15 protein-coding genes and 1 riboswitch are annotated in these 16673 nt (G+C 31.5%); of the genes, 4 read left to right on the top strand and 11 right to left on the bottom strand.

Going from position 1 to position 16673, the window contains the following annotated elements:
- Positions 1 to 74: 74 nt before the first annotated feature.
- The 7 genes from HMPREF2897_RS01125 to hutG all read right to left on the bottom strand — a co-directional run bounded on the left by HMPREF2897_RS01125 (position 75) and on the right by hutG (position 7507).
- Positions 75 to 587 carry an SRPBCC family protein gene (locus tag HMPREF2897_RS01125; protein WP_002457260.1) on the bottom strand — a complete coding sequence of 171 codons (513 nt, stop codon included), beginning with the start codon at positions 585 to 587 and terminating at the stop codon, positions 75 to 77.
- A gap of 296 nt (positions 588 to 883) precedes the next feature.
- Positions 884 to 2185 carry a Na+/H+ antiporter NhaC family protein gene (locus HMPREF2897_RS01120; RefSeq protein WP_001831611.1) on the bottom strand — a complete coding sequence of 434 codons (1302 nt, stop codon included), beginning with the start codon at positions 2183 to 2185 and terminating at the stop codon, positions 884 to 886.
- A gap of 133 nt (positions 2186 to 2318) precedes the next feature.
- Positions 2319 to 2415, bottom strand: a riboswitch (SAM riboswitch).
- A 75-nt stretch (positions 2416 to 2490) separates the two neighbouring features.
- Positions 2491 to 3078 (bottom strand): hypothetical protein, encoded by a 588-nt coding sequence (locus tag HMPREF2897_RS01115; protein ID WP_070592460.1) that lies wholly within the window; start codon positions 3076 to 3078, stop codon positions 2491 to 2493.
- Positions 3079 to 3121: 43 nt separating this feature from the next.
- Positions 3122 to 3733 (bottom strand): flavin reductase family protein, encoded by a 612-nt coding sequence (locus HMPREF2897_RS01110; protein WP_070592458.1) that lies wholly within the window; start codon positions 3731 to 3733, stop codon positions 3122 to 3124.
- Between the two features lie 281 nt (positions 3734 to 4014).
- Positions 4015 to 4896, bottom strand: a complete 882-nt coding sequence (locus HMPREF2897_RS01105; RefSeq protein ID WP_070592456.1) for an SDR family oxidoreductase — start codon at positions 4894 to 4896, stop codon at positions 4015 to 4017.
- A gap of 85 nt (positions 4897 to 4981) precedes the next feature.
- Positions 4982 to 6100: an amidohydrolase gene (locus HMPREF2897_RS01100; RefSeq protein WP_002490809.1), complete on the bottom strand. Its 1119-nt coding sequence runs from the start codon at positions 6098 to 6100 to the stop codon at positions 4982 to 4984.
- A gap of 471 nt (positions 6101 to 6571) precedes the next feature.
- A complete protein-coding gene (gene hutG / locus HMPREF2897_RS01095) occupies positions 6572 to 7507 on the bottom strand; it encodes a formimidoylglutamase (protein ID WP_002490789.1) in 936 nt (311 codons plus the stop codon).
- A 247-nt stretch (positions 7508 to 7754) separates the two neighbouring features.
- Between hutG and HMPREF2897_RS01090 the strand changes: the two genes are divergently transcribed.
- Positions 7755 to 8903, top strand: a complete 1149-nt coding sequence (locus HMPREF2897_RS01090; RefSeq protein ID WP_002447250.1) for a peptidoglycan release complex CPBP-like subunit SdpC — start codon at positions 7755 to 7757, stop codon at positions 8901 to 8903.
- A gap of 386 nt (positions 8904 to 9289) precedes the next feature.
- Here HMPREF2897_RS01090 and HMPREF2897_RS12925 read toward each other — a convergent pair whose 3' ends face one another.
- Both HMPREF2897_RS12925 and HMPREF2897_RS01080 read right to left on the bottom strand, forming a co-directional pair.
- Positions 9290 to 9469: a hypothetical protein gene (locus HMPREF2897_RS12925; RefSeq protein ID WP_002447249.1), complete on the bottom strand. Its 180-nt coding sequence runs from the start codon at positions 9467 to 9469 to the stop codon at positions 9290 to 9292.
- Between the two features lie 399 nt (positions 9470 to 9868).
- Positions 9869 to 10561 (bottom strand): ribose 5-phosphate isomerase A, encoded by a 693-nt coding sequence (locus HMPREF2897_RS01080; protein WP_049386488.1) that lies wholly within the window; start codon positions 10559 to 10561, stop codon positions 9869 to 9871.
- A 165-nt stretch (positions 10562 to 10726) separates the two neighbouring features.
- On the opposite strand from HMPREF2897_RS01080, the gene HMPREF2897_RS01075 reads away from it, so the two are divergent.
- Positions 10727 to 11407 (top strand): MOSC domain-containing protein, encoded by a 681-nt coding sequence (locus HMPREF2897_RS01075; RefSeq protein ID WP_020360894.1) that lies wholly within the window; start codon positions 10727 to 10729, stop codon positions 11405 to 11407.
- A 77-nt stretch (positions 11408 to 11484) separates the two neighbouring features.
- On the opposite strand, the gene HMPREF2897_RS01070 is transcribed toward HMPREF2897_RS01075, so the two are convergent.
- Complete coding sequence (locus HMPREF2897_RS01070) at positions 11485 to 12495, bottom strand: aldose epimerase family protein (RefSeq protein ID WP_070592455.1); 1011 nt, start codon at positions 12493 to 12495, stop codon at positions 11485 to 11487.
- Positions 12496 to 13085: 590 nt separating this feature from the next.
- Here HMPREF2897_RS01070 and HMPREF2897_RS01065 point away from each other — a divergent pair.
- Positions 13086 to 14696, top strand: coding sequence for a ribulokinase (locus tag HMPREF2897_RS01065; RefSeq protein ID WP_002490790.1), 1611 nt, complete (start codon positions 13086 to 13088; stop codon positions 14694 to 14696).
- A 487-nt stretch (positions 14697 to 15183) separates the two neighbouring features.
- Here HMPREF2897_RS01065 and HMPREF2897_RS01060 read toward each other — a convergent pair whose 3' ends face one another.
- Entirely contained in the window at positions 15184 to 15756 is a 573-nt protein-coding gene (locus HMPREF2897_RS01060; protein ID WP_002447243.1) for a DUF805 domain-containing protein, read from the bottom strand.
- 207 nt (positions 15757 to 15963) lie between these two features.
- On the opposite strand from HMPREF2897_RS01060, the gene HMPREF2897_RS01055 reads away from it, so the two are divergent.
- Positions 15964 to 16572, top strand: a complete 609-nt coding sequence (locus HMPREF2897_RS01055) for a DNA-3-methyladenine glycosylase (RefSeq protein ID WP_002457274.1) — start codon at positions 15964 to 15966, stop codon at positions 16570 to 16572.
- Positions 16573 to 16673 lie beyond the last annotated feature (101 nt).

The following is a 16673-nucleotide window of genomic DNA, read 5'->3' as shown; positions in this document are numbered from 1 at the left end:
TTCAACTTAGACAATGACTATTAAAACGTTAAAAAGCCTGGAACAACAACTTTTGTTGTCCCAGGCTTTTTAGTTTAGTTATGACGCTGTTCCTCAATTTCATCTATCACATTTTGCATTTGATCAATCATCAATTCAAATCCATGTGCTGTTGAATCATGATATTCTTTTTTCTTTTGCTTATATTCTAATGTTGTTAAACGTCTTTCCTTTTCAATAAAAGAGCGATAGTAAAAGAACATTTGAGTCCCGCCATTCTCTCTTTCAAAGAACTCTACTTCAATGACATCCTCTTCCTCACTTAGTCCTGGCATTCCAATCGTCATCTTGATATATTCATCTAAAACTAACTCTTCATATGTACCTTCTATGATGTTTTGTTTACCATTTCTACTATCAATGATGCGATACTTTCCTCCCTCTTGAATATCTGCATCAAACGATTTATTCGTGCGTTGTGTGGTCATAAACCATTTTTTTAAGATATCTGTTTTTGTCCATGCCTCATAAACGACCTCTGGTGTATATTTAAGTAATCTCTCAATGTCGATTTCAACATATTCATTTTCCACATTATATTTTGCCATTTCATTTCACCTACTTTCACTCTTAATACTATTTTAACGTATTTGAGCTAGGTCACAAACTTTGAGCTCTATAAAATTAAATTATATTAAATAAAACTTATAATTTTAGTGATTTTTAACTTTTTAAATTCAAGATTGAGTGTATAGTCTTGTCCTTATCAACATTTTACTACTATTCTAAATTGCTTGATACTCAACTTAAAAATAAGATACAGATGGTGAGTATCAAAGAATCATTATAAAACTGTCAACAATCATAAGATTGTTGACAGCCAATATATACTATGGGTCGTATTTTATTTCTTTGACGATTGATTTAAACGAGGTACTCTTAAAATAATTGCTACTAATCCACAAACACCTAATAATATTGGATAAATACTATATTGTAACATTAGGAATGGGGAAATTCCAGCTACACCTGCTGCTGAAATCACTTGCGGGCTGTATGGTAATAATCCTTGAAAACACCCACCAAAGATATCTAATATACTTGCTGATTTCCTTGGATCGACATCATATTCATCAGCAATATTTTTAGCTAATGGTCCAGCCATAATAATAGAAATTGTATTATTTGCTGTTGAAATGTCAGCTGCACTCACTAAACTCGCTATACCTAGTTCTGCACCACGCTTTGATTTTACTTTTGACCTTACAAAATTAAGCAACCAATCAATACCACCATTATGTTGAATAATTCCTACTAGACCGCCTATAAGCAATGCAATCATAGCAATATCTTCCATTCCGATAATCCCTTTAGAAATAGCATTTAAAAGGCCATTCCAACCAAAAGAACCATCAATCAGTCCAATTATACCGGCTAATACAGTACCTCCTATTAATACAATAATTACATTAATACCAACTAACGCAAGAATCAAAACTAACAAGTATGGTATAACTTTAATTAAATTATAATCATAGTTTTTAGTATGATCTATGGAAATACCATTTGTTAAAAAGAATAAAATAATGATTGTAATAATCGCACCTGGTAATACAATTTTAAAATTGACTTTAAATTTATCACTCATTTTTGTTTTTTGTGTTCTTACTGCTGCAATAGTGGTATCAGAAATCATAGATAGATTATCACCAAACATCGCTCCCCCAACAACTGTTGCCATGGCTAATGCAGCTGGTACATCTGTTGCTTGTGCAAATCCAAAACCTACTGGTGCAATAGCTGCAACTGTGCCGACAGAAGTTCCCATTGAAATTGATACAAACATACAAATAATAAATAGTCCAACAATTATTAAATTTTGAGGAATAAGTGATAAGCCTAAATTAACTGTAGATGACACGCCACCCATTTTTTCAGCAGTCGTCGAAAAAGCTCCAGCAAGGATAAAAATAAGCATCATCAAAATGATATTAGAGTGACCTGCACCTTTTGTAAATACCTCTACTTTTTTCGCAAAAGTTTCCTTGCGATTCATCAGTAAGGCAACAATAACAGTAATTGTAATAGCAACATTTAATGGCATAGTGGTAAAATCACCAGAAATAATACCAACACCTAGAAATAGTAAGACAAATAACAATAAAGGAATTAATGCCCAAGCATTGCCATTCTTCATCTCTTTCATAATCTAACCTACTTTCCCGTATAATGGATTGATAGATTTTATACTAAAAAATTCCTATCTATTTAATCAATAACTCAAAAATAAAAAACCAGGACACGTAATCATGCCCCAGTCTCAGTTAACATCGTGTTTAACCTTATCTTCTAACCTTCTCGGTTACTGGAATTGGCACATGATACAATGTTGCCGAAGCTTCTTTGGGCCAGTCCCTCCACTTCTCTTGATAAGTTATTGAATTGTGTTTAACGTTACAAGATATTTGCAATAACGTCAACACTTATTATTTTAAATATTTTAATAATAGTTTACATATTTTCAATAATAGTAAAGTATTTTTCAAAAATAGCCACACTTATTGATGCAAAGATGAATATCGCTAATGCAAGTCCAAAAATAACCATTAACTTTAAATATAATGATATGAGCATTGAAATGATTACTACAACAATCACAGTAAAAAATATATTCTTAAGACGTTGTGCCTTATGTCTTGATATTACTTTACGTTTTATCCGTTCAGATGATAACCTCTCCTCTAATTGAGATGATGTAATATGTAATTTCGTTTCTAATAAAACTGCAGTACCCACTGTTAATACCAGAATAAGTATCACTATCCATAAAGGCTGTTGCTCTATAAAGCTAACCACGTAAATACCAGAATATAGTATGCCCGAAAGCATACCAAGGATACGATCGAGTTTAGGGCTCATCCATATCATATGATTTCTAATATTATTATTAACAAAATATACATTTTTCAATCCACTCGTTATAAAAGCAATAATCACTATGACATGTAACAATATGGGATAATCATTAATAACGTATAAGACAATCAGTCCTATAACTAAAATGAGCAACGGCATGAATTTATATAGATATGCTTTCATCAATGACACCCTTAAAATGATATTTGTAAATATCTTTTTATCTTTATGAAGTAGGACGATTAACTGTAAATGTTTGACCTAACAAAGAGTAATCATTTCCAGCTAACCTAGCTACCGGATTTAATTGATTTGCATCAATTTTACTATCTTCAAAATAAACCTCTTCATCGATATGGTACATGACAATTTCACCAATTATCAAATCACTCCCGTTATCTTTGTTGCCCAATTGTACTATTTGATGAAGCTTACACTCAAACCTTACTTTTGCTTCTTTGATTGCTGGAACTTTAATTAAATCAGAATCAATCATACTTAGAGAGGTTCTTTTAAGTTCATTAACACCATATTTTAACGGGGCAGCAGTTTCATTCACATCATTAACAATAGCCTCATCAGTAATATGCACTGCAAACTCACCTGATTGTTCTATATTTATTGAGGTGTCTTTTCTATTTCCATTTGTACGTTGAACAGCAATTGCAATCATAGGTGGTGTATGATTAACTACATTAAAAAAACTAAACGGGGCTGCGTTGACATCCCCTTTTAAATTTTGAGTAGTTACAAATGCTATCGGCCTAGGTATAATACTTCCACTAAGTAATTTGTAATTTTGCATATCTGAAAGTGTTTCAGCTTTTATTTTTTTCACTATCAATCAATCCAATCAATTTTTATTTAAAATATAAAATTTACTATTTAACTATTGTTGTCCCTTTGTAGACAAGATTAAAAAGAGTTAAAGAAAATCGTATATTCAATTGAATCACTGTTTGCCTTTAAGATAAGAAAACCTAGGACATTGATATTTGTCCTAGGCGCTTATTATCATAAACAAATCTTATATTAAACTGTAGAGTTTTGTAAGATGTTTAGCACCTTCGTCGTGCTTTCACTTTGAAAAATATATACTAATTAATATGCTATAGTTAGTTAATCTATTTGAGTTCCACCAGTCACACCATATACTTGACCGGTAATATAACTTGCATCATCAGACGCTAATAACACATATGTCCCAGCACATTCAACAGGCTGACCAGCACGTCCTAACGGTGTGTTTTGCCCAAAAGTAGGTATAGCGCTTTGTGGTTGGCCACCGACAATTTGAAGTGGTGACCAAAACGGTCCAGGCGCAACACAGTTAACACGAATACCTTTAGGACCCAATTCGGCTGAAAAACTCTTTGTTAAAGATATAATTGCAGCTTTCGTTGCAGCATAATCATGAAGAATTGGACTAGGATTATAACCTTGAACTGAAGATGTTGTTGTAATTGACCCTCCTGGTTGTAAATACTCAAGCGTTTTTTGGACTGTCCAAAATACCGGATAGACATTCGTTTCAAACGTTTCAGTAAAATCTTGAGTTTTAAACTCCGATAATTCATCTTGATAAAGTTGATGACCAGCAACCAACGTTACATTGTCTAAACCACCTAATTGCTGATAAGCCTCTTCAACCATGTCATAGTTGAATTGTTCATCTCTAATATCACCAGGAATTAAGATAGCTTTTTGCCCAACATTTTCAATGATCTGTTTTACATCATCGGCATCTTGTTGTTCACTTGGTAAATAATTAATCGCTACATCTGCACCTTCTTTAGCATAAGCAATTGCTGCCGCACGTCCAATTGCTGAATCGCCACCAGTCACTAGTATTTTAAAGCCATCTAATCGATGGTGGCCGTGATAAGAATCTTCCCCACAATCTGGTTGTGGTGACATTTTAGCTTGTATACCTGGAACTTCTTGTTCTTGTTTTTCATAATTATCAGTTTTAAATTTATTGCGCGGATCTTGAGCTGACATTTCAAATCATCTCCTAATTCATTTAATGCTTTCTGTATACCCAGTTATCATGTACGTTTAATCATAGAAAATATGAAATCACAAATTATGTCAATAAACGTTGAACAAGCTGTACGAAATATTGAGGAACTTTTTCCAAAATACGCTCATCCGGATGATAATTAGGATGATGTAAATCAAATTTACTGTCGGAGCCAATAAATGCGAAAACACCGGGGTATTCTTCTGTATAACCTGAGAAATCCTCTCCAATAGTAACCGGTTCGTCGAGCATTGATACATGATAGCCAACATTTTTAGCGACCTCTATTGCTTCTTGTGTTAGATGTGCATCATTTACTACTGCACCAGGTAGTCTTGAATAAGTTAAATCAATATCCACATTAAAAACACGACTTAAACCATCAGCAATATTTTTCATCCTATTTTCAATATAATGACGTTTATCCTCATCGAATGACCGAACAGTGCCCTGTATATAAGCTTTGTCAGCTATAACATTCCATGTGTTACCACAAGAAATTTCACCGATTGTTACAACTGCACTATCAAAAGCTGATAAATTTCGACTCACAATAGTTTGTAAACTATTGATAAGTTGTCCTACAACGATGACTGGATCGTTTCCTTGCTCAGGTTTTGCAGCATGCGCACCTTTACCTTTAACATTAAACTCAAAACGATCTACAGCAGAGGTAATTGCACCCGATTTAATAGCAAATTCACCAACTTTTAAAGTGGGATAATTATGAAAACCAAGTACTGCTTTAGCTCCTTTAAGTACTCCAGTATTTATAATTTCAAATGCACCATGTCCTAATTCTTCAGCAGGTTGAAATATTAATCGAACGCGTCCATTTAATTCATCTTCAATCTCTTTTAGTTGAGTACCAGTAGCTAATATACTTGCCATATGAATATCATGACCACATGCATGCATTGCACCATGATGCTTTGATGTAAATTCATGCTTCACTTGTTCTTCTATAGGCAAAGCATCAATATCTGTTCTTACCGCTATCATTTCCTCTCCTTGCCCAATTTCTGCTACTAAACCTGTTTTTAAAGGGACATCCAGTATACGTATACCATAACTTTTGAGTATTTTCCGTAACGTTTCTGTAGTTTCATATTCTTCATCTGAAAGTTCAGGATATTGATGAAACGTTCTTCTCCAATTTACATAAGTAGAATAATTTGTCATATATTGCTCAGCCCTTTCTCACACTTCTAATTTATTCATATGCTTAACTTGTGATTTAGCATTCTTTTAATTAACTTAATTGTCAATTTTAGTAAAGTTATCTTAACATTTTATCGGAAAATTCTAAATATTCAACGTTTTTAAGAGCTAGTTTATTAAAATTATTTAAAAAAGCGAAAACATGTTGAAACAGTTACATGTCTCATTAGTTACTGCTTAGATTACTGGAATATATGATAAACATGCATTAAAAATTCTCTTTCATAGTGAAATGAACAATCTTCACAATAAATGGTTATTCCTATTACGATAACAAGTATGACATTTTAATTTGTGACTAACACACCATTTCTTATTCAGTCATAAACTGTCAAAAAACGTCAAAATGCCCGAGACATCAACGAATATCACAGGCATTTTGAAACTAAGTATATCTAAATTTATTAAATTTTTACATGACGACTTCTAACTTTAAATTAAACAATGATGTACTAAATTAGCAACTAATTTAGCAGTTCTTTGATCTGAATCATACGTTGGATTCATTTCAGCTATACTTATAGATTTTACTTTTTCACTTGGAATGACACGTTTAGCAAGTTCGAAAACTGTATGTGGATATATACCTAGGACAGCTGGTGCACTTACTCCTGGTGCAAATGCACTATCTACTACATCCATGCAAATTGTGAACATAACCGTATCATGATTATGGATAAAACGTTCTATCATATCTTTAATAGGGGGAGACACCTGATGTAGTAATTCATCTGCATATACAAATTGAATATCTTTTTCTTTAGCATAATTAAATAAAGCTTGTGTATTACCACCTTGAGATATACCTAACACTAAATAATCTGCATTATCATCTTCTTCTAGAATTTGTCTAAAACTAGTACCAGAGGTTGAATAATCCTCATCACGTGTGTCAAAGTGCGCATCTATATTAATCACACCTATTGACGACTCAGGAAAAACTTTACGAGTAGCTAAATATTGTGCATATGCTATATCATGACCACCACCAAGTAAAAATGTTTGTTTATGTCGTTTCATAGACTTAGCAGCAAGGTCTGCGAATTCGCGCTGTGTATCTATTAGCAACTCATGATTGTGTTCTACATTACCATAGTCTATAATCTCTTCACATTGATTCAAATCTGGCAATCCAGCAAAAGCTCGCTTAATGGCATTGGGGCCTTCTTTTGCACCTACACGTCCTTTGTTTAATTCTACTCCTTTATCAATTGCATATCCTAATAAGCCCACGCCTTTGTGTTTCTCCGAAAAATCTAATTGACTTAAATCACCGAATTTAACAGTTTGGAAATGCCTAAATTGTGTAGGATCAGTTTCACTATCTAAACGACCTGTCCATAGATTAGATTGCGCAAGTTGATACATGATATATCCCCCTTGAATTTTTATCAGTTAAGTTAATTAAAGTATAACTATTGAATTTTTCTTTATCAATGCTTGCTCTTTTAACATACCCATATAATGATAAAATTATTTACGATTAGCTAACAAAATGATTCAAGACTATTACATTTTGATTATAATTAAAATAGACAATTTAAACATATGCTTGTAAGATGTATAATTGTAAATAAATCAATTTAAGCTTGTTACCTAATGGAGGTTACATACAATGAAAAACTCTAGATTTTCTGGGTTCCAATGGGCTATGATGGTCTTTGTATTTTTCGTTATTACAATGGCATTGTCCGTGATACTCAGAGATTTTCAAGCGACTATCGGAGTGAAACGTTTTGTCTTTAGCATTAAAGATTTAGCTCCTTTCATAGCTGCAATTGTGTGCATATTAATATTTAAACACAGAAAAGAACAATTAGCAGGATTGAAATTTTCTATCAGTTTAAAGGTGATTGAGCGTCTACTTTTAGCACTCATTCTACCACTTATCATTTTAATGATCGGCTTGTTTAGCTTTAATACTTATGCTGATAGTTTCATCCTATTACAAACTTCAGATTTATCAGTATCATTACTAACTATACTAATTGGTCATATTTTAATGGCTTTTGTAGTGGAGTTTGGTTTCCGTTCTTACTTACAAAATATTCTTGAAACAAGAATGAATACATTTTTTGCGAGTATTGTTGTTGGTCTTATTTATTCAGTATTTACAGCTAATACGACATATGGTGTAGAATACGCCGGATACCATTTCTTATATACATTCATGTTTTCAATGATTATTGGTGAATTAATTAGAGCTACTAATGGTCGTACAATTTATATTGCAACTGCCTTTCACGCATCCATGACTTTTGCTCTCGTCTTTTTATTTAGTGAAGAAACAGGCGACCTTTTCTCAATGAAAGTCATTGCACTTTCTACAACAATTGTGGGTGTTTCATTTATTATTCTTAGTCTCATCATTCGTGCTATTGTTTATAAAACGACGAAACAAAGTTTAGACGAAGTTGATCCTAATAATTATTTATCTCATATTCAAGATGAAGAACCAAGTCAAGAAGACACCTCTTCAACTTCAGATCATGATGTATCATCTAAAGATGAAACAAAGCAACAAGAAATTGATAATGACAAATATCAATCAAAGAAACCTAATAAGAGTGACGATGCGATTGCTACTTCTGATTATAAAGAAGACGCCTCTTCAGTTAATAAAGAAACGGATACAAATCACAATGATAAGCTTAGAGATCATTCAACTTATACCGAAGATAGACACTCATCAGTTGTCAACGATGTTAAAGATGAAATTCACGAAGTTGAAGATCATAAAGCCGACACAGATAAATCACAGTAATAATTGATACTTTAAAATAAATCTTGTATTAATGATTCGCACTCTAAAAGTTTGATTTTAGTATTAAAATGCATAAATAAGCCAGTCTAATGATTACGTTCGACACCTTAATCATTGGACTGGCTTTTTCATATCTATCAATTTAAGTAACAATCAATATACATTCGCTATATTGATTAAAGATAATTTATTGTGTTTCATTAGAACTATTAAGATGATAACTGCTTTTGCATTTAGAATCTTAATCTACTTACTAGGGTTTGCATTAGCAGGATATTAAATTCATCCATATTACTTTATTAATCGTAATATTTAAACACCATAACATTTTTACGCTTAAATATTCTTCTCAGTATCTATCAATTTTTCCATTATATATCTTTATTCTATTTTTTGTTTTTGTCTTGTTTTAATACAAAAAATAATGGTGTCATAAAAACTGCAAAAAAGAATGCAGTAATTAAATTTGTATACACATCAAATTCAATTGGAAATACCAAGCTAATTAAAGAATCAACAACAAAAAACGCAACGAAAAAGTAAATGAAATATAAAAAAACTTTCAAAATAAAACCTCCTTTTACCCCAGCTAAAGACCTAACTATTTTTTCAAAAATTATTACTAAAACACCAATAAACTTTTTCTTAAAAAATTAATTGATGTCTTACATCAATTAGATAAATTGATATTAACGTTTATAACAAAATTGAATTTAAACAAAATAAAAATGCTTGCCTCAATCAATAACATAGAAAACAAAAATTAACATACAATCTTACATTTTCGGAGTTCAGCACAAATCAGTTATTGAACTAACTTTATTAAAAATTAGAGGACTCAATGACTATGATAAGATTGTATGTCATTCATGTCTTTACAACTCTATTATGTATTGCCTGTGTAAGGTAATCACTTTAACACAAATGCTCTATCTCAGATTAATTTTTTCAGCTTAATATAATGGCTAAGTCTCTTTATTTAATATTTTTACGCCTTCTTGTGTTCCTACTATTACTTGATCGGCAATATTGAGGAAATATCCTGTTTCAAGAACACCAGTTAAATGAATTAAAAATTCGTGTAGCTCATAAGCAGAAATTCGATTTTGCAATGAACAATCTAATATGTAATTACCATTGTCGGTAATAAAAGGTACATCTTCATTAATTCTTCTGTTTACATGAATATCATAAGTACACTCAATTTTTTTGGCAACTTGGTACCAATTAAATTTATCGACTTCAACTGGTAATGCAAATGTTTCTCCTAAATAGTTGACGAGTTTACTTTCATCTACAACAACGACAAATCGGTCAGCCATTTCATCTATGACCTTTTCCCTAAATAAGGCTCCACCACCGCCTTTAATAAGGTTAAGCGCACTGTCTACTTCATCAGCGCCATCTATTGCTAAGTCGATTTTCTCAACATCATTTACATCAACTATATTCATAGCTAATTCTTTAGCTAAAAATGCTGTTTTATTAGAAGTGCAGACGCCGGTAATTGTATAATTCTTTTGCTGAATTAATTCAGCAATTTGGGGAATTAATAATTCAATTGTGCTCCCTGTTCCTATTCCTAGTGTCATACCATTTTCAATTTGACCAAGTACATCTTCTAAGGTCATCAATTTTAGCTCTTTTGCATCTTTCATGGGTCGTTGCTCTCCTCTTCATAAAAGTATCTAATTATATTCTACATGAGATTCAATTTTTTAACATACCTCATTTTTGATTTCATATTAATCATTTCATTTTATTGTTAAACTATTTGTATCAACACTTGATAATAGCTTATAAATTAAAAGGTCGTGATATACATGATTAAAGTGAATGCCATATCTATTGGCAAAATAGAAACATTGTCTTATGGTAACTATAAACCAATGCAATCAGCGTTAAACAAAATTCCTTTTAAAGGTCAAATGTGGCTCAATCGACTTGGGTTCGTGGACGATGAACAAGCCTATCATAAACATGGTGGTATACATAAAGCGATATGTTGTTTTAGTAAATCTAATTATCAATTATTTAAAGATGACTTACATCAATTACCTGAATATGCAATGTTTGGTGAGAATTTGACAGTTGAACATCTAGATGAAGCCGATGTTTATTTTGGTAATCAGTATCAACTAGGCGATACAATCATAGAAGTATCAGATATACGAGAACCTTGTTGGAAAATTCAAGCTAAATATGCAATACCTAATTTAGTTCAAAAAATGTCGCAATCTGGTAAAACTGGATTTTATTTTAGAGTTATAAAAGAAGGATATGTACATCAGAGTGATAATTTAAAACTCATTAAAAAGGCAGAATCAAACTCACGTCTATCTGTGAAAGACTTAAATCATCTATTCTATAATGAGCGTGATAATTTAAGATTAATTTATCATGCTCTTCGAAATCCTTATCTTTCACCTGATCGAAAGGAAAAACTACAGAAAATGAAAACGCGTGCCGAAAATAGAAAATTCATTAATTCTGACGATAAGTAGTTTAAAAAGAGTCTGAAACTTTTAAGCTCAGACTCTCATATGTATTGCAATGAATGATGATCATCATCATAAAAATACTACTTTTCATGAATTTGAAAACTTGTTTTAGATGTAAATAATGTATCTGCCTCTAAAATAGACTGAGCTTTGGCGCCGTACATATTTATATCATTAGGCATATATTGAGTTTCGATGGAAAATCCAGAATGCGCCTTATAAATATTAAAATCATTGTTCCAAACTTGTGGATTATTAAACGTAAACATTACAAAGTGAGGCATATCAGTCTTAATATTAAGTTCAAATTCAGAATTATCAATGGTAAGCTCATTTCCACCAAATTCGAAAGGATGATCAATGCCATTATAATGATTAATTTGTTGTTGCAAAGTTTCATTGTCACTTTCAAAAATATCTTTTAAATAGACTTTTTTTGTACCCAATAATCGATGTAAATCAAGAGATTGCTCCTCTTTAACAATATGTTTATCATTTAACATATACATTTTTAATTCTGAACTATTAATACAGTGGTTATACACAACATTGTTATCACGATTCAAATTAAAATAAACATGATTTGAAGGATTAAATACTGTTTTTTTTGTTGATTTTGCCTCATATTGTACGGACCATCGATGATTGGCATCATAAGTGTGAATAACCTTTACCATCATATCTCCAGGATAATTGTCCTCTTCTTCTTTAATCGTTGTTGTGAATATAATCTTTACTTGTCCAATATCATCAACTATTTCATAATCAAAAATACGTCTATTTAATCCATGACTGCCCCCATGCAAATGATGTTGACCATCATTTGATTCTATTTGAAAAGTATCATCATCTAATTTAAATGATGCATTTTCAATTCTACCTGCATAGCGACCTATCGTAGCACCAAAATTAAAAGGTTCTTCAAAATAAAATTCATCTGCTTCTACTACATTCCCCAAAACGATATTGTTATCATGGTATTTCCAAGAAACAATTCTTGCACCATAGTTTGTAAATACAATTTTCGTATCGTCATTATCAATTTTAATTAAATCTAAACCGTGTCTTTGATGTTCAATTTTAGATATCATTACATAATCTCCCTTTCAACCTTGTAAAATTAACGCCCTTCTAACTATATTTCAATGACTAAAGGCCTCTATCTCACCTGTCCTAATTCCCCTCATCACCTTAGTTAACAGTGTTTATAATTACTTACTTATATCAATTTGATTTGTATTTATAATCGCCAGCCTAGCGATTGATTTAAAAGTTAATAATGATATAAGAACATCTGCTTTTAATTGGACAAATTTTTACATAGAAGAACGTTCAAAGTCTTACATTACTTTCAATTCCCTGATTTTTTAAGACGTTCGCCATAAAAGGGGTAGCTTTTTGGCTAAACAAATCAAACACTTTATACTTTAAAATAGCAATATAAGACTTTTTAAATTCAACTTTTATCAACAGTGTTTCACTTACATATTGTTACACTTTTTCTTGTAATATTCCATAGATTTCGGCAATTAACGTAAATAAATTGTATGTCAGATGATTCGAAAATATAATTATTATTTTTGTAAACACTTACATTCATGTAAACTATACTTAAACATCAAATCGTCGACTCAGAACAATATGATTGATTACAATTACGCTATATATAGGAGGCATACACATGAGTTATAGTATAGGAATTGATTTTGGAACCGCTTCTGGAAGGGTGATATTAGCTGACACATCCAACGGACATATCATATCAAGATATGAGGAAGACTATGCGAACGGAACTTATATGAACTCATTATATGATAAACCGTTACCTGAAAACTACTTCTTACAAAATGCTGACGACTATTTACAAATTCTTGAACAAGGTGTTCAATTTGTATTAGAAGATAGTAAAGTTAATAAAAACGATGTGGTTGGTATTGGAGTCGACTTTACAAGCAGTACAATTATCTTTCTCGATGAACAATTTGAACCGCTTCATCGTCATGAAGATTTAAAGACAAATCCACACGCGTACGTAAAATTATGGAAACATCATGGAGCTCAAGATGAGGCAAACCATATGATTCAGATGAGTAAGAATAAAAATTGGTTAGATTATTATGGCTCAAGCGTAAATAGCGAATGGATGATACCGAAAATCATGGAAGTTAAACATGAAGCACCAGAAATTCTTAGAAGAGCACGGTATATAATGGAAGCTGGAGATTACATTACTAGTATACTAACAAATTCAAATGTACGATCAAATTGTGGTATTGGCTTTAAAGGTTTTTGGGACAATGATGCAGGATTTAATTACGAGTTCTTCCATAGCGTGGATCCTGATTTACCTAAAATCGTCAAAGAAAAATGTGAAGCGCCAATCATATCAATTGGAAAAAGTGCAGGTCGTTTATGTAAAGACTATCAACAGATATGGGGGCTTTCTCAAGATGTCCAGGTTTCACCTTTTATCATAGATGCACATTCTGGCGTCTTAGGTGTTGGGGCAATAGAAGCTGGAGAATTCACTGCAGTCATTGGTACAAGTACTTGTCATCTCATGTTAGATTCAAAGCAAGTACCCATTTCTTCTATAACTGGCTCAGTTAAAAATGCTATTATACCTGGATTATATGCCTATGAAGCTGGTCAACCAGCTGTCGGTGATTTGTTCGAATACTCAAAGAACCAAGCACCTAAACATATTGTGGATAAAGCAAATGAACATCATATGCCTGTGCTTAACTATTTAGAAGAATTAGCAAGTCATATTAAAATAGAAGAACAACATGTTGTTGTTTTAGATTGGTTGAATGGAAATCGTAGTATACTAAGTAATAGCCATCTAACTGGAAGTATCTTTGGTCTTACACTTCAAACACCATATGAAATGATTCATCGAGCATATATTGAAGCTACAGCATTTGGAACAAAATTAATTATGAAACAATTTGAAGATAATCATATCCCTGTTCATACAGTATATGCATCTGGCGGTATCCCACAAAAGAGTAAATTACTCGTTGAAATTTATGCAAATGTCTTAAATAAAAAGGTTGTCGTCTTAGATTCGTCTAATGCTTCAGCATTAGGTGCAGCGATGTTAGGTGCAACTGTTGGTAACGCATATAGTACATTAAAAGAGGCGGCATTATCTATGAAGCAACCTATAGCTTATATACAAGAACCTGAATTCCAAAAAGTTCAAGCATATGAACCACTTTACCATAAATATTGTGAACTACATGATTTATTAGGTCGTCAATATCCTGAATTATCATATTTGATTTAAGTTGTTATCCCTTTCAAGACGTTTAATTTTAATCACCGATACCATGATTAAAGTTGAAATGAATAAACATGTCAGCATTGATGCAATAGGACGTCGATGCATAAGAAGTTCCACAGTGATATGAATCAGCAAATATATAGCGAAATTAATCTTAAGCTAAACTCGTTGTTTTTTATTGACTTAATGACGTTTAATAAATTCTGGTTTTCTATAAACATGTATTTTTCTATCATCATATAGCATGAAGAACAAAATAAGTATCACAAAAATAACTAAACTTGATAATTAAAGCTTAACTTGAGCTTTTGTTATCAGAGGAACGACAACAAAAGAGCTAAAATACATATAAAGGCATACAAGGATTAATAACTACTTGATAATGCTTACGCTGAATACATGAACATTTTCAATTCAATCAAAAACTATCAATACAATTAAAGTACCCGAGACAATCTTGATTGTCTCGGGCTATATTATTGTTTAAATTTTATTTATCAACTGGATTAGCATTATCACCATGGAAATTTGTCTCGTTGCAATTGTACTTTGGACTTGGTCCATATTTATTAGACTCTGTTTTACTATCTAAGCAAGTCAATACTAATATTAATATCGACCCAATCCAGTAGATTAAGCAGATAATTCCCATAAATATTAATACCGCTGAATTATCTATATTTAATATATAATTAAAAGCAGATACAATGATAGTGAAAACATAAAAAATAATCGGAAGAGTCATCGTCATTGAGCGATCATGGAATCTTCTTGATAATATCGCAACATTAGGTATTAATGTAACTAAACTATAAATAAAAATATAAATTAAAGAAAAGATTAAAATTCCTACCCCCAACAAGATAAATCCTTCACTTTTAAAAGTTTCACTTGATATTAAAAAGATAAATCCAAAAGCGTAACCAATAATTGCAGGAATCATAAAAATTAAATGCCATAACATAGCAAACCAATACTCACTTCTACGTGAGCGCCCTTTAAAATTAAAATAGTTAGTCCAAAATAATTTAAAAGCTTGTGTAAATCTAACTTTTTCTCTCATTAGATATACTCCTTTTCATTTTGTCATTAAAACAAGTGTTTTAAATCAATACATTATTTGTTACATTAAAAAGAGTTTATTTCTATTAAAACTCATAATGAAAGTATAACAAAAAGTATTTTAAATAAAAATAGTAATATAAAACATAATATTTCAATTTACAATTTTTTAAGTAAATTCTTTTAATAAAAAAGAGAGATGATATATTTGGACTTTATAAATCAGCAGACAACTCAAACTGCAAAAGCTTTATTAGGTGTTAAAATTATATACCAAGATGATTATCAAACATATACTGGATATATTGTAGAAACTGAAGCTTATTTAGGTATACAAGATAAAGCAGCACATGGTTTTGGTGGCAAAATAACGCCAAAAGTGACATCTTTATATAAAAAAGGTGGCACGATATATGCACATGTGATGCATACGCATTTATTAATAAACTTTGTTACACGGACTGAGGGCATTCCAGAAGGTGTACTTATTCGTGCTATTGAACCAGATGAAGGTATCGGCGCTATGAACGTCAATCGTGGAAAATCTGGATACGAGCTCACTAATGGTCCAGGAAAGTGGACTAAAGCTTTCAATATTCCACGGTCAATTGATGGCTCAACCTTAAATGACTGTAAATTATCTATAGATACCAATCATCGCAAATATCCAAAAACTATTGTAGAAAGTGGTCGAATAGGTATTCCTAATAAAGGAGAATGGACAAATAAACCACTACGTTTTACTGTTAAAGGCAATCCATATGTCTCTAGAATGCGCAAATCAGATTTTCAAAATCCCGACGATACATGGAAATAAAAAAGGGAGCAGGATATTATTATTTGTCCTACTTCCTTTTTCTAAATTTATTCAAATTAAAATCTGCAGAAAAGTGCATTTTAAAATACACTATTTATTGT

This window comes from Staphylococcus sp. HMSC065D05 (assembly GCF_001813195.1).
Classification (GTDB): Bacteria; Bacillota; Bacilli; order Staphylococcales; family Staphylococcaceae; genus Staphylococcus; species Staphylococcus epidermidis.
Note: the sequence above shows the minus strand (reverse complement) of the source record. Positions and strands in the feature narration are given on the sequence as shown.

Excerpts from the sequence above, each read along its gene's own strand:
- HMPREF2897_RS01125 (WP_002457260.1), bottom strand. The coding sequence starts at position 587 with ATGGCAAAATATAATGTGGAAAATGAATATGTTGAAATCGACATTGAG.
- HMPREF2897_RS01120 (WP_001831611.1), bottom strand. The coding sequence starts at position 2,185 with ATGAAAGAGATGAAGAATGGCAATGCTTGGGCATTAATTCCTTTATTG.
- HMPREF2897_RS01115 (WP_070592460.1), bottom strand. The coding sequence starts at position 3,078 with ATGAAAGCATATCTATATAAATTCATGCCGTTGCTCATTTTAGTTATA.
- HMPREF2897_RS01105 (WP_070592456.1), bottom strand. The coding sequence starts at position 4,896 with ATGTCAGCTCAAGATCCGCGCAATAAATTTAAAACTGATAATTATGAA.
- HMPREF2897_RS01100 (WP_002490809.1), bottom strand. The coding sequence starts at position 6,100 with ATGACAAATTATTCTACTTATGTAAATTGGAGAAGAACGTTTCATCAA.
- hutG (WP_002490789.1), bottom strand. The coding sequence starts at position 7,507 with ATGTATCAACTTGCGCAATCTAATCTATGGACAGGTCGTTTAGATAGT.
- HMPREF2897_RS01090 (WP_002447250.1), top strand. The coding sequence starts at position 7,755 with ATGAAAAACTCTAGATTTTCTGGGTTCCAATGGGCTATGATGGTCTTT.
- HMPREF2897_RS01080 (WP_049386488.1), bottom strand. The coding sequence starts at position 10,561 with ATGAAAGATGCAAAAGAGCTAAAATTGATGACCTTAGAAGATGTACTT.
- HMPREF2897_RS01075 (WP_020360894.1), top strand. The coding sequence starts at position 10,727 with ATGATTAAAGTGAATGCCATATCTATTGGCAAAATAGAAACATTGTCT.
- HMPREF2897_RS01070 (WP_070592455.1), bottom strand. The coding sequence starts at position 12,495 with ATGATATCTAAAATTGAACATCAAAGACACGGTTTAGATTTAATTAAA.
- HMPREF2897_RS01065 (WP_002490790.1), top strand. The coding sequence starts at position 13,086 with ATGAGTTATAGTATAGGAATTGATTTTGGAACCGCTTCTGGAAGGGTG.
- HMPREF2897_RS01060 (WP_002447243.1), bottom strand. The coding sequence starts at position 15,756 with ATGAGAGAAAAAGTTAGATTTACACAAGCTTTTAAATTATTTTGGACT.